Source organism: Streptomyces sp. NPDC037100 (genome assembly GCF_055606225.1).
Genome location: NZ_JBVJSX010000006.1, coordinates 264049 through 277353 on the forward strand (window position 1 = coordinate 264049; position 13305 = coordinate 277353).

The 13305-nt window shown below is 71.5% G+C and carries 11 protein-coding genes; 5 read left to right on the forward strand and 6 right to left on the reverse strand.

Going from position 1 to position 13305, the window contains the following annotated elements:
• Window positions 1–115: 115 nt before the first annotated feature.
• The gene (locus tag ACZ7EG_RS21460) at window positions 116–1150 is read right to left on the reverse strand and encodes a LacI family DNA-binding transcriptional regulator (RefSeq protein WP_471081038.1); all 1035 of its coding nucleotides are present in this window, start codon (window positions 1148–1150) and stop codon (window positions 116–118) included.
• A complete protein-coding gene (locus ACZ7EG_RS21465) occupies window positions 1147–3540 on the reverse strand; it encodes a glycoside hydrolase family 2 protein (RefSeq protein WP_471081041.1) in 2394 nt (797 codons plus the stop codon). Before ACZ7EG_RS21465 ends, ACZ7EG_RS21460 begins: the two co-directional genes overlap by 4 nt.
• A 163-nt stretch (window positions 3541–3703) precedes the next feature.
• Here ACZ7EG_RS21465 and ACZ7EG_RS21470 point away from each other — a divergent pair, with 163 nt between their 5' ends.
• Genes ACZ7EG_RS21470 through ACZ7EG_RS21480 form a run of 3 tightly spaced genes read left to right on the forward strand, consistent with a single transcriptional unit; the run spans window position 3704 to window position 6794 of the window.
• Complete coding sequence (locus ACZ7EG_RS21470) at window positions 3704–5017, forward strand: ABC transporter substrate-binding protein (RefSeq protein WP_471081043.1); 1314 nt, start codon at window positions 3704–3706, stop codon at window positions 5015–5017.
• Entirely contained in the window at window positions 5017–5967 is a 951-nt protein-coding gene (locus ACZ7EG_RS21475; RefSeq protein WP_471081046.1) for a carbohydrate ABC transporter permease, read from the forward strand. Before ACZ7EG_RS21470 ends, ACZ7EG_RS21475 begins: the two co-directional genes overlap by 1 nt.
• Window positions 5964–6794, forward strand: a complete 831-nt coding sequence (locus ACZ7EG_RS21480; RefSeq protein WP_471081049.1) for a carbohydrate ABC transporter permease — start codon at window positions 5964–5966, stop codon at window positions 6792–6794. The genes ACZ7EG_RS21475 and ACZ7EG_RS21480 overlap by 4 nt, the downstream gene beginning before the upstream one ends.
• Window positions 6795–6875: 81 nt before the next feature.
• Here the strand turns inward: ACZ7EG_RS21480 and ACZ7EG_RS21485 are convergent, their stop codons facing one another.
• The 3 genes from ACZ7EG_RS21485 to ACZ7EG_RS21495 all read right to left on the reverse strand — a co-directional run bounded on the left by ACZ7EG_RS21485 (window position 6876) and on the right by ACZ7EG_RS21495 (window position 10068).
• Complete coding sequence (locus ACZ7EG_RS21485; protein WP_471081053.1) at window positions 6876–8165, reverse strand: ribonuclease D; 1290 nt, start codon at window positions 8163–8165, stop codon at window positions 6876–6878.
• A 187-nt stretch (window positions 8166–8352) separates the two neighbouring features.
• Window positions 8353–9015: a response regulator transcription factor gene (locus tag ACZ7EG_RS21490; protein WP_003993737.1), complete on the reverse strand. Its 663-nt coding sequence runs from the start codon at window positions 9013–9015 to the stop codon at window positions 8353–8355.
• Between the two features lie 378 nt (window positions 9016–9393).
• Window positions 9394–10068 carry a DUF3000 domain-containing protein gene (locus tag ACZ7EG_RS21495; RefSeq protein WP_104778336.1) on the reverse strand — a complete coding sequence of 225 codons (675 nt, stop codon included), beginning with the start codon at window positions 10066–10068 and terminating at the stop codon, window positions 9394–9396.
• A gap of 102 nt (window positions 10069–10170) precedes the next feature.
• Here ACZ7EG_RS21495 and hemE point away from each other — a divergent pair, with 102 nt between their 5' ends.
• Both hemE and ACZ7EG_RS21505 read left to right on the forward strand, forming a co-directional pair.
• Entirely contained in the window at window positions 10171–11238 is a 1068-nt protein-coding gene (hemE, locus tag ACZ7EG_RS21500) for a uroporphyrinogen decarboxylase (protein ID WP_471081056.1), read from the forward strand.
• A gap of 116 nt (window positions 11239–11354) precedes the next feature.
• The gene (locus ACZ7EG_RS21505) at window positions 11355–11687 is read left to right on the forward strand and encodes a hypothetical protein (RefSeq protein ID WP_471081059.1); all 333 of its coding nucleotides are present in this window, start codon (window positions 11355–11357) and stop codon (window positions 11685–11687) included.
• Between the two features lie 189 nt (window positions 11688–11876).
• Here the strand turns inward: ACZ7EG_RS21505 and ACZ7EG_RS21510 are convergent, their stop codons facing one another.
• The gene (locus ACZ7EG_RS21510; protein ID WP_471081061.1) at window positions 11877–13304 is read right to left on the reverse strand and encodes an FAD-dependent oxidoreductase; all 1428 of its coding nucleotides are present in this window, start codon (window positions 13302–13304) and stop codon (window positions 11877–11879) included.
• Between the last annotated feature and the right edge of the window lies 1 nt (window position 13305).

Sequence of the window (13305 nt, forward strand, 5' to 3'; positions counted from 1 at the left end):
CACCCCTGACAGGCGGAGCGGTGAAGGTCACACCCCATGAGGGCAGTGCCCTGCTTTTCAGGGGCGCGGGGAACTGCGCGAGCAACCCCGTACGGCCCGCACCCCCGTACGGTCCCTACCGAGGCGGCGCAGTGGACCCGCGAGGCGTCAGCACCGGTGTCGGCACAGGATGGGACCCACCCTCGCCCCCGGTGATCACCGAGAACAGCGTCCTCGCCACGTCCGCTCCAAACCCGTGCACGTCATGGCTCATAGCCGAAAGCGTCGGATGCGTCAGCCGGCACAGCTGCGAGTCGTCCCAGGCCAGCAGCGACACGTCCTCCGGCACCCGCAGCCCCATCTCCGCCGCCACCGACAGCCCCGCCACCGCCATGATGTCGTTGTCGTAGAGGATCGCGGTCGGCCGGTCGGCCGGCGCCGCGGTCAGCAGCGACCGGGTCGCCCGGGCCCCCGCGTCCCCCGAGAAATCCGTCGCGACCTGCCAGGCCCCCGCCAGCGCCAGCGTCCCCGCCGTCTCGTCGAACGCCGCCGTCCGGATCGCCGTGTGACCGAGGTCCGCCGCCCCGCCCACCCGGGCGATCCGACGGTGCCCGAGGGCGGCCAGATACCGCACCGCCTCCGTCACGGCCGTGGCGTCGTCCGTCCACACCGAGGTGAGCCCTCCGGTGAGCGAGGGATGCCCGACGGCGACCGCCGGCATCCCGAGGCGCTGCGTCATGGCCGCCCGCGGATCGTCCGAGCGGAAGTCGACGAGGATCGACCCGCCGACCTGCCGCCCCCGCCACCACGTCTCCTGGACGCCCACCTCCTCGTCCGTGTTCCGCACCAGCCTCAGCAGCAGCGAGCTGGAGTGCTCGGTCAGCACGCTCTGCACGCCGGAGACGAACTCCATGTACCAGGGTTCGAGCCCCAGGACCCGCGCCGGCCGGCACACCGCCAGGCCCACCACGTCCACCCGTGATCCGGCCAGGGTCCGCGCCGTGAGGCTCGGCGCCCAGCCCAGATCGCGCGCCGCCCGGAAGATCCGGTCCCGGGTGGCCTCCGAGAGCCCGGGCTTGTGGTTGAAGGCGAGGGACACGGCACCCTTGGACACACCGGCGCGCGCGGCGACGTCCTTGATGGTGACGCGAGGGGTGGGCGTTGCCGTCATCGGGTGGGCTCCACGCAGTACAGGGCCGAACGGGCGGTCTCCGCGTCCGGAGTCTTCCAGCCGCGCACCCCGATGGTCACCTCTTCGCCCGGCAGCAGGGTGACCGGCCCCCGGTCGGCCCGCGCCCCCGGCTCCAGCCGGTCGGCCTGGAGCAGCAGGTCCCGGACCAGGGTGCGGGCGGTCACGGTGATGCCGCCGGGGGTGAGCGTGACATCGAACTCGGGCTGCGGGTAGGAGAGTTCGCGGTCCGGCAGCGGGAAGTGCACCGCCCGCAGCCCCTCCCCGTCGGCGACCAGGAACTCCTCCGGCCCGACGGGCGTCAGCTCGCGCGGCACCTCGATCCGGGCCACGGCCCGTGCCCCGGCCGTGAACTTCACATTCGTCTGCCCCAGGGTCTCGCCCGCCATGGACATCCGGCGCAGGGTGAGTTCCCCCGTCCAGTCCCCGGCCGCCTGGTTCACGGCGGCCAGGTCCAACCCGCCGTCCCCCGCCGGGTCCAACCCGCCGTCCCCCGCCAGGATCGTCAGCAGCCGGTCCGCGTACAGCCGCCTCAGCTCGTGGTACAGCGGCTTCTCCCGGCCGTCCCCGTCGATCGCCGCCCAGGAGGTCACCGGCCAGCAGTCGTTGAGCTGCCAGACGATCGTGCCCGCGCACACCGGCCAGTGCGCACGCCAGTGCTCGATCCCGGCCGCGACCGCCCGCGCCTGGTTGAGCTGCATGAGGTAGTGCCACCGGTCGAAGTCGCCCTCCGGCACGGCGAAATGCCGCTCGAGCCCCCGCTCCAGCTTGCCGTTGCCGTCGTCGGCCTTCTGGTGGTGCAGCATGCCGGGGGAGTCCGATGCGAGCTCCTCCCCGGGCAGCGCACGGCGCAGCGTGGCGTACGCGGGCGGCGCCTGCCAGCCGAACTCGGCGACGAAGCGCGGCACGCTCAGCCGGTAGTCCGCGTAGTCCTCCCGGTTCCACACCTCCCACGAGTGGTGGGTGCCGTGCGCCGGGTCGTTCGGATGGCGGTCCCACGACCCTGACCAGGGGCTGCCCGCCGTGTAGGGCCGGGTCGGGTCCAGCTCGGCCACCACGCGCGGCAGCAGGCCCAGGTAGTACCCCTCGCCCCAGGAGTCCCCGGCCAGCCGCGGCTCCCACTCCCAGTCCCTGAAGCCCCACAGGTTCTCGTTGTTGCCGTTCCACAGCACGAGCGACGGATGCGGCATCAGCCGTACGACGTTCTCCCGCGCCTCGGCCTCCACCTCGCCGCGCAGGGGCTGCTCCTCCGGGTAGGCCGCGCAGGCGAACGGGAAGTCCTGCCAGACCAGCAGCCCGAGCTCGTCGCAGGCGTCGTAGAAGTCCTCGCTCTCGTAGATGCCGCCGCCCCAGATCCGTACGAGGTCCACGCCCGCGCCGGCCGCCTGCTCCAGCCGCTCCCGGTAGCGCTCGCGGGTGATCCGGGACGGGAAGACGTCGTCGGGGATCCAGTTGACGCCCCGCGCGAAGAGCCGCTCGCCGTTGACGGCGAGGGTGAAGCCGGTGCCGTGCGCGTCGGGCCGCCGGTCCAGCTCCACCGTCCTGAAGCCGATCCGCCGCCGCCACACGTCCAGGGCGTCCTCGCCGTGCAGCAGCGTCAACTCAACCTCGTAGAGCGGCTGCTGGCCGTAACCGCGTGGCCACCACAGCTCCGCGTCCGGCACCCGCAGCCGTACGACCCCGCCCGCCCCCGCGATCTCGGCCCGTGCCCGCACCCCCGCGACGGTCGCCTCCACGGCGAGCGGTGCCTCGACCCGGGTCCGCTCGACGTCCACGGCCAGCTCGACGACCCCGGCGCCCTCCTCGACGGTCACCAGGGGACGCACCCGGGCGATCCGTGCCGTCGACCAGTGCTCCAGGCGCACCGGCCGCCAGATCCCGGCCGTCACCAGGGTGGGCCCCCAGTCCCAGCCGAAGGAGCAGGCCATCTTGCGCAGGTACTGGTACGGCTCGGTGTAGGCGGCGGGCCGCTCACCCACCAGTCCCCGCACGGCCTCGGCCTCGGCGTAGGCGGAGACGAACCGCACGGACAGCCGCCCGGACAGACCCGTCACGTCGAACCGGTAGGACCGGTGCATGTTGCGCACCTTCCCCAGCAGCCGCCCGTCCAGGGCGATCTCGGCGACGGTGTCGAGCCCGTCGAAGACCAGGTCGGTCTGCTCCTGCGCGGACGAGCCCCCGAGCTCCCGCTCGTAGGTCCAGTCGCGGCGCCCCACCCAGGCCACCTCGGTCTCGTTCCGGCCGAGGAACGGGTCCGGGATCACCCCGGCCGACATCAGGTCGGTGTGCACGCACCCCGGCACCGTGGCCGGCAGCCTGTCCGAGTCGTGCCGCAGGATCCATCCGTCGCCGAGCGGTGTGGCCTCCAGCATGCGCACTCCCTTAACCGGTTCAGTGAAGAGTCGTGTGACGGTTTCGCATCGTTGGCGGGATTGCGACTTTACCGGTTGAGTACGCGCTGCCAGAGTTCCGAACCAGCCATACCGCACGTGCTCGTCCGTCCCGAGTTCCCCTCCGTGAACGGAGCTGATGCACATGAACCGCCGTACCCTCCTCGCCCTCGCCGTGGGCGCCGCTCTGCTGGCCTCCGGCTGCACCGGCACCGGAGGCTCCTCCGAGGGCGCCGACGCCGAGGCGCCCGACGATCCCGCCAAGGTCAGCGCAACCATCACCGTCCTCACCCACCGCACCGACCTCGTGCAGGACGGGACGATGAAGAAGTACGCCGCCGAGTTCAACAGGACGTACCCCAAGGTGAAGGTCGAGTTCGACGGCATCACCGACTACGAGGGCGAAGTCAAGATCCGTATGAACACCGAGAACTACGGGGACGTCCTCATGATCCCCGCGGTGATCGAGAAGAAGGACTACCCCAGGTTCTTCGCCTCGCTGGGCAGTGAGGCGGAGCGGAGCAAGAAGTACCGCTTCACCGATTTCACCGCCGTCGGCGGAAAGGTCTACGGCCAGAGCCCGCTCGGCGCACTTCCGGGGTTCATCTACAACAAGAAGGTGTGGAGTAAGGCCGGGATCACCGAATGGCCCACGACACCGGCCGAGTTCCTCGCCGGCCTCAAGGCCATCAAGTCGAAGACGGAGGCGATTCCCTACTACACCAACTTCAAGGACAAGTGGCCGCTCAGCCAGTGGACGGGCGTCAACGGCTCGGTCGGCTGCGACGAGCAGGCCACCACCAGGCTCGCCGAGGGCAACCCCTGGGCCGAGGGCGCCGACCTGCGCGTGGCGGACACCTTGCTGTACGACATCGTGCACGAGGGGCTCGTCGAGAAGGACCCGACCACCACCAACTGGGAGGCGTCCAAGCCCAAGCTGGCCAAGGGCGAGATCGCCACCATGTGGCTCGGTTCCTGGGCGGTCATCCAGATGCAGGGCGCTGCGAAGCAGGCCGGCACCGACCCGGACGACATCGGGTTCATGCCCTTCCCCGCCCAGAAGGACGGCACGTTCTGCGCGGTGACGTCCCCCGACTACAACCAGGCCGTCAACATCAACTCCTCGCACAAGGAGGCCGCCCGCGCCTGGATCGACTGGTTCACCGACAAGTCCGGCTACGCGCAGGACAACCTGGCGCTGTCCCCGCTCAAGGACGCCCCGCTGCCCGGTGTCCTGAAGCCGTACGAGGAGGCGGGCGTCAAGCTCCTCGAACTCGACGACAGCAAGGGCGCCGAGGTGAAGAGCATCGACAACCAGTCCGAGGTCGGCATCAACAAGCCCGACTACCGCCAGGAACTCGTCGACATGGCCCGCGGCGCCAGGAAGGGCGACCCGGACGACTTCCTGGACGGCCTCGGTGAGAAGTGGACCGAGACGCAGAAGTCGCTGGGGTCCTGATGACGGGCACCACCGACACGGCGGCCGTCGCGGCCGCCTCCAAGGCGACCGCCGCCCCCGCCCCCGCCCCGGCCCCGCGCCCGGCACGCCTGTGGCGCGGGGCCACCCCCTGGCTCTTCCTGCTCGCCCCGCTCACGCTCCTGATCGTCTTCACCTACGCGCCGATCGCCAACATGGTCGCGTACAGCTTCACCGACTGGGACGGGGTGAGCCCCGAACTGAACTACACGGGCGCCGAGAACTACGCCGAACTCTTCACCCGCTCCGAGCTGTTCGAGGTCTTCTGGGTCAGCGGCTACTACCTGGCGGCCTCCGTCGTCCAGATCGTGGCCGCGCTCTACTTCGCCACCATCCTCAGCTTCAACGTCCGCTTCCGGAACTTCTTCAAGGGCGTGCTGTTCTTCCCGTATCTGATCAACGGGGTGGCGATCGGGTTCGTCTTCCTCTACTTCTTCCAGGACGGCGGCACCCTCGACTCGGTGCTGAGCCTGTTCGGCGTGGAGACGGACCGGGCCTGGCTCGGCACCCCGGCATCGGCGAACACCTCCCTGGCCGGCGTCTCCGTCTGGCGCTACCTGGGCCTGAACTTCGTGCTGTTCCTCGGCGCGATCCAGTCGATCCCCGGGGAGCTGTACGAGGCGGCCGAACTGGACGGCGCGAACCGCTGGCACCAGTTCCGGTACATCATCGCGCCGGGCATCAAACCGGTGCTGTCCCTCACCGTGATCCTCTCGATCTCGGGCTCCCTGGCGGTCTTCGAGATCCCTTACATCATGACGGGCGGCGCGACCGGCACCGAGACGTTCGTGATCCAGACCGTGAAGCTGGCTTTCCAGTTCAACAAGACGGGCCTCGCCTCGGCGGCCGCGGTCGTGCTGTTGCTGATCGTCCTGGCGGTGACCTGGGTGCAGCGGCGCCTCGCCCCCGACGACAAGGTGGACCTCGTATGACCCGCCGCGCGGTGACCCGCGTCCTTGTGTACCTGTCGCTGATCGCGGCGACCGCGGTGGTCCTGCTCCCGCTCGCCGCGGTGTTCCTGACATCCCTCAAGTCCGAGCGGGAGATGGCCGACGGCAGCGGAGCGCTCGCGCTGCCCGAAGACCCGTTGAACTTCCACAACTACGTGACGGCGTTCCAGGACGGCCGGATGCTCTCGGCCTTCGGCAACACGGCGATCATCCTGGTCGTCGCCATCGGCGGCACGGTCCTCATCGGCTCGATGACGGCCTACGCCCTCGACCGCTTCCGGTTCCGTTTCCGCGCGGCGGTCCTGGCCCTGTTCCTGGTCGCGGCGCTGGTCCCCGGCGTGACCACTCAGGTGGCCACCTTCCAGATCGTCAACAGCTTCGGCATGTTCGACAGTCTGTGGGCGCCGATCGCCCTCTACATGGGCACGGACATCGTCTCGATCTACATCTTCCTGCAGTTCGTCCGGTCCATTCCGGTCTCACTGGACGAGTCGGCCCGCATCGACGGCGCCAACGCCTTCACGGTCTACCGCAAGGTCATCTTCCCGTTGCTGAAACCGGCGATCGCGACGGTCGTGATCGTGAAGGGGATCACCGTCTACAACGACTTCTACATCCCCTTCCTCTACATGCCCTCCGAAGATCTTGGCGTGATCTCGACGTCGTTGTTCCGCTTCAAGGGCCCCTTCGGCGCCCACTGGGAGACGATCTCGGCGGGAGCGATCCTGGTCATCGTCCCCACTCTGATCGTCTTCCTGTTCCTCCAGCGGTTCATCTACAACGGCTTCACCCGGGGAGCGACCAAGTGAGGATGCCCCAAGGGGCGCGGGGAACTGCGCGACAAGCGAAGACCACGGGCAGCCGCCGTACGACGGGGAGTCCGACGGCGGCTAGGCCTCCTCGGCGGACAACGCGGTCACCAGCACCGGCGTGACCTGCTCCACCTGCCACGGCCGCGCCCCGTGGCCGACCAGCGCCGCCGCGACGGACTCCGCGTCCACCACCGCCGGCGGCTCCCAGCACACCCGCCGCACCGTGTCCGGCGTGATCAGGTTCTCCTGCGGCATGCTCAGCTGCTCGGCCAGCGCCGACACCCCGGCCCGGGCCGCGGACAACCGCGCCGCGGCTGCGGGGTCCTTGTCGGCCCAGGCGCGCGGCGGCGGAGGGCCGGCCACCGGCTGCCCCGGCTGCGGCAGCTGCGCCTCGCTCAGCGCCTTCGCCCGGTCCACGGCCGCCTGCCACTGCTCCAGCTGCCGCTTGCCCACGCGGTGGCCGAAACCGTTCAACGCGGCCAGCGCCTGCACATTGGCCGGAACCGCCAGCGCGGCCTCGACGATGGCCGCGTCCCCGAGCACCTTGCCCGGCGACACGTCCCGCCGCTGCGCGATCCGGTCCCGGGTCTGCCACAGCTCCCGTACGACGGCCAGCTGCCGCCGCCGGCGCACCTTGTGCATGCCGGACGTACGCCGCCACGGGTCCTTGCGGGGCTCGGGCGGCGGAGCCGAGGCGATCGCGTCGAACTCCTGGCGGGCCCACTCCAGCTTGCCCTGCCGGTCCAGCTCCTTCTCCAGCGCGTCGCGCAGGTCGACGAGCAGTTCGACGTCCAGCGCCGCGTAGCGCAGCCAGGGCTCGGGCAGGGGCCGGGTCGACCAGTCGACGGCGGAGTGCCCCTTCTCCAGGACGAAGCCCAGCACGCTCTCGACCATGGCGCCGAGGCCGACCCGGGGGAACCCGGCGAGCCGCCCGGCCAGCTCCGTGTCGAACAGCCGCGTCGGCACCATGCCTATCTCGCGCAGACAGGGCAGGTCCTGGGTGGCGGCGTGCAGCACCCACTCGGCGCCGGACAGGGCGCCACCGAGGGCGGACAGGTCGGGGCAGGCCACGGGGTCGATCAGGGCCGTTCCGGCGCCCTGGCGGCGCAGCTGCACGAGGTAGGCGCGCTGCCCGTAGCGGTAGCCGGACGCGCGCTCGGCGTCGACGGCGACGGGCCCGGAGCCCGCCTCGAAGGCGGCGATCACCCGGGCCAGGGCGGTCTCGTCCGCGATGACGGGCGGAATGCCCTCACGCGGCTCCAGCAGAGGGATCGGCGCCTCCGTAGCAGAAGATCCGTCGTCGTCCGGAGGGGCGCCTCCGGTGGTTCGCAGTGAGCTGTCTGCTGCGGTGTCGTGGGCGTCGGTCACATGTCAAGGGTATCCATGTATGGACAGCGCCCGCCGACGGAACGTTCCGTCGACGGGCGCTCGAGGGTCGCAAACCAGTCATGTCGGGGAAGCGGCGGGTTCACGAACCGTGCATGACGTGAACGGGGCCGGTGGCCGGTCCCGCGTCACGTGAGGGGATGATCACCAAGGGGTACGGCGGAGCGGGTCAGTGGATGATGCCGGTCCGCAGCGCCACCGCGACCATGCCGGCGCGGTCGCCCGTGCCGAGCTTGCGGGCGATGCGTGCGAGGTGGCTCTTGACGGTCAGGGCGGACAGGCCCATCGAGACGCCGATCGCCTTGTTCGACTGGCCCTCCGCGACCAGCCGCAGCACCTCGACCTCGCGGCCGGACAGTTCGCGGTAGCCGCCCGGGTGGCTCGGGGCACCCGGGGGGCGGCGGTGCAGTCGCGCGGCGGCGGCGCCGATGGGGGCGGCGCCCGGCCGGGTGGGGAGCCCGACGTTGGTACGGGTGCCGGTGACGACGTAACCCTTCACGCCGCCGGCGAGTGCGTTGCGCACGGCACCGATGTCGTCGGCGGCGGAGAGGGCGAGCCCGTTGGGCCAGCCCGCGGCGCGGGTCTCCGACAGCAGCGTGAGGCCGGAGCCGTCCGGCAGGTGGACGTCAGCGACACAGATGTCGCGGGGGTTGCCGATGCGGGGACGAGCCTCCGCGATGGACGAAGCCTCGATGACGTCGCGCACACCGAGCGCCCACAGGTGGCGGGTGACGGTGGAGCGGACGCGCGGGTCGGCCACGACCACCATGGCGGTCGGCTTGTTCGGGCGGTAGGCGACCAGGCTTGCGGGCTGCTCGAGGAGAACGGACACCAGGCCTCCTGGGGTGCGGGACGGGGCCGGCTCGTGGGGGGTGAAGCCGGGACGAACCGTGCTTTCAAGGTCACAGTCGTCTTCGGCACCGAACCCGTCCGCCTTTAGGGAATGATCACGAATCGGTGATAACAATCCGTGCAATTCGGACACGCGGTCGATCATTCGAAGGTCGAACGGTTTCGGTCTGCGTCGATACGCGGTCGAAAGTGGCCGTATCGACAAAGTGATTCGGCCAAGAGGGGTACTCAGGTGTGATCGTCGACCGGACATGGTTGACCGCCCCGCACAAGGTCGATCAGTGCGGGGCGGTCAGGGAGCAATCAAGGGCCGAGCAAGGGCCGAGCAAGGGCCGCTCAAGGGCCGCTCAGGGGCCGATCAGCGGGACTGCGGTCCTCGCCGCTGGGGCAGCGTCACCACCGACGCGTCACCGGGAACGGCCGGAGGCAGCCCCGCGATCTGGGCGAGAAGATCGCACCATGCCGCCAGGTGCGCGGCCGTGTCCGGGACCCCGCCCAGGCCCTCGCGCGGCGTCCACGACGCGCGGATCTCGATCTGCGAGGCGGCCGGGCGCGCGGAGAGCCCGCCGAAGTAGTGGGAGCTCGCGCGCGTGACCGTGCCGCTCGGCTCGCCGTAGGTCAGCCCGCGTGCCTGGAGCGCGCCGGTCAGCCAGGACCAGCACACCTCCGGCAGCAGCGGGTCCGCCGCCATCTCCGGCTCCAGCTCCGCACGCACCAGCGTCACCAGCCGGAAGGTGCCCCGCCAGGCGTCGTGCCCGGCCGGGTCGTGCAGCAGCACCAGCCGGCCGTCGGCCAGATCCTGGTCGCCGTCGACGACCGCGGCCTCCAGGGCGTAGCTGTGAGGAGCGAGCCGCCTGGGCGGGGGCGTCGGCTCGACCTCGATCTGGGGCCGCAACCGCGCCGCCTTGAGCGCGTCGACGGCGGCCCGGAAGGGCAGCGGGGCGGAGTCCGCCTCCCGCCGGTCGTTCTCGGTGTCCTTCGCTTCGTCCATTCCGCCAGCGCCGTCCGACAGTCGTCCCTGAGCCGCAGCCATGCGGGAAGATTACGGGGACCGGAGCCCGGGTGCGGGGCTAGACACCCCGCGCCTGCCCAGGGGCTGAATCACGCCGTTCGGCGGCGTGCGAAACTTGGCCCCGTGAGTGCCAAAGACGCCCCTCGGGCCCAGAAGCCGTCCGCCGCGTACGACTCCGCCTTCCTCAAGGCCTGTCGGCGCGAGCCCGTGCCGCACACGCCGGTGTGGTTCATGCGGCAGGCCGGGCGCTCACTGCCGGAGTACCGCAAGGTGCGCGAGGGCATCGGGATGCTCGAGTCCTGCATGCGGCCCGACCTGGTCACCGAGATCACCCTCCAGCCGGTGCGCCGGCACGGCGTGGACGCGGCGATCTACTTCAGTGACATCGTCGTCCCGCTCAAGGCCATCGGCATCGACCTCGACATCAAGCCCGGCGTCGGCCCGGTCGTCGAGCGCCCGATCCGCACCCGGGAGGACCTGGCGCAGCTGCGCGACCTGACCCCCGAGGACGTCTCCTACGTCACCGAGGCCATCGGCCTGCTCACCCGCGAGCTCGGCGCCACGCCCCTCATCGGCTTCGCCGGCGCCCCCTTCACCCTCGCCAGCTACCTCGTCGAGGGCGGCCCGTCCCGCACGTACGAGAACGCCAAGGCGATGATGTACGGCGACCCCGAGCTGTGGACCGACCTGCTCGACCGCCTCGCGGACATCACCGGCGCGTTCCTCAAGGTGCAGATCGAGGCGGGCGCCTCGGCGGTCCAGCTGTTCGACTCCTGGGCCGGTGCGCTGGCCCCCGTCGACTACCGCCGCTCGGTGCTGCCGGCGTCGGCGAAGGTCTTCGAGGCCGTGGCCGGCTACGGCGTGCCGCGCATCCACTTCGGTGTCGGCACCGGCGAGCTGCTGGGTCTCATGGGCGAGGCCGGCGCGGACGTCGTGGGCGTCGACTGGCGGGTCCCGATGGACGAGGCCGCCCGCCGGGTGGGCCCCGGCAAGGCACTCCAGGGCAATCTCGACCCGACCGTGCTGTTCGCCCCGACGGAGGCCGTCGAGGCCAAGACCCGCGAGGTCCTGGACTCGGCGAAGAACCTCGAGGGCCACGTCTTCAACCTCGGCCACGGCGTCATGCCGTCCACCGACCCGGACGCCCTGACGCGGCTCGTGGAGCACGTGCACACGCTGACCGCACGCTGACGTCCGGTCACCGGTCGGCCGCTTCGGTGAACGCGGCCGTACGGGCGTGCGTATGTGTCGGCAACCGCCCGCGGCGCGGGGAAGGCGGGTCGCGGGGCCGACGTGAGGAACAGGCGATGAACGACCGAGTGACTCCAGCGATGCACGCCCTGCCCGACGGTGAGGCGGAGCTGACGCTGGTGGTGCGGCTGCCCTGGGAGGACGTGGCCCGCCTCGGCCAGGACGCGGGGCGGCTGGCGACCCAGTTGCGGCGGCCCGTGACGCTGGAGGAGGCGGTGAGCCACCGGTTGCGGTCGACCCGCGTGGCGTCGCACGCGAAGCCGGCTGGGGAGCAGCCGCCGGCGGTGACGGCCGCTTCGGCGTCGGTGTCCTCGTTGCCGTCGCGGCCGCCGGCGGAGCAGGCGCGGCAGGCGATCGACCGGATCACCGGTACGGCCGGGACCGCGTAGGGCTTCGCCGTCGGGGGGCGGGGTCGTCGCCGGTGCGGGCTCGCCGGTGCGGGTCCGCCGCGTGGCCGCTCGCGCCCACGCGGCGGAGCCGCGCACTGATACGGCCCCGCGCCCCCGGCGGCCCCGCCGCGCCCACGCGGCGGAGCCGCGCACTGATACGGCCCCGCGCCCCCGGCGGCCCCGCCCCCCTCACATGGAATCGCGGACCTTTGCCGCCGCCTTGCGGGCCGCCACCAGGACCGGGTCCCAGACCGGGGAGAACGGCGGGGCGTAGCCCAGGTCCAGGGCCGTCATCTGCTCTGCCGTCATACCGGCGGTGAGGGCGACCGCCGCGATGTCGACACGCTTGCCCGCGCCCTCCCGGCCGACGATCTGAACGCCGAGGAGGCGGCCCGTGCGGTGCTCGGCGAGCATCTTGACCGTCATGGGGGAGGCGTTCGGGTAGTAGCCCGCGCGGCTGGTCGACTCGATGGTGACCGACTCGAAGCGCAGACCCACCCGGTGGGCGTCCTTCTCGCGCAGGCCCGTGCGGGCGATCTCCAGGTCGCAGACCTTGCTGACCGCCGTGCCGACCACGCCCGGGAAGGTGGCGTAGCCGCCGCCGACGTTGGTGCCGATGACCTGGCCGTGCTTGTTGGCGTGCGTACCGAGCGGGATGTGCCGCTCCTGGCCCGAGACCAGGTCGAGGACCTCGACGCAGTCGCCGCCGGCCCAGATGTTCTCCTGGCCGCGCACCCGCATCGAGCGGTCCGTGAGGAGACCGCCGTGCGGGCCGAGGGGGAGCCCGGCGGCCCGGGCGAGGGTCGTCTCGGGGCGGACGCCGATGCCGAGCACGACCACGTCCGCCGGGAACTCGCGGTCCTGCGTGACCACTGCCCGCACCCGCCCTTCCCCAAGCTCTCGGCTTCGCCCGAGCAGGGAGGTGCCCCCGTCGCCGGTGAGGATCTTCGTGACCTCGGCGTCGTTCACCATCGTGATGCCCATGCCCTCCATGGCCTCGTGCACCAGACGGCCCATGTCGGGGTCGAGGGTCGACATCGGCTCGCTGCCGCGGTTGACGACCGTCACCTCGTAGCCGCGCTTGATGAGCGCCTCGGCCATCTCCACGCCGATGTAGCCGGCCCCGACCACCACCGCGCGGCGGCCACGCGTGCCCTCCAGCGTGTCGAGGAGCGCCTGGCCGTCGTCCAGCGTCTGCACGCCGTGCACCCCGGCCGCGTCGGCCCCCGGCATGTCCGGCCGGATCGGCCGGGCGCCGGTCGCGATCACGAGCTTGTCGTACGACGTCCAGGACTCCTCGCCCGAGTCGACGTCACGCGCGCGCACCCGCCGCCCGTCGAGGTCGAGTTCCGTCACCTCGGTGCGCAGGCGCAGGTCGATGTCCCGGGCGCGGTGCTCCTCCGGGGTGCGGGCCACGAGCTCGTCCCGGTCGGTGACGTCGCCGCCGACCCAGTAGGGGATGCCGCACGCCGAGTACGACGTGAAGTGGCCCCGTTCGAACGCCACGATCTCCAGCTCGTCGGGGCCTTTCAGACGGCGCGCCTGTGACGCCGCGGACATGCCCGCGGCGTCACCGCCGATGACGACCAGTCGCTCCCGTGCACGGCTCATGCTCATG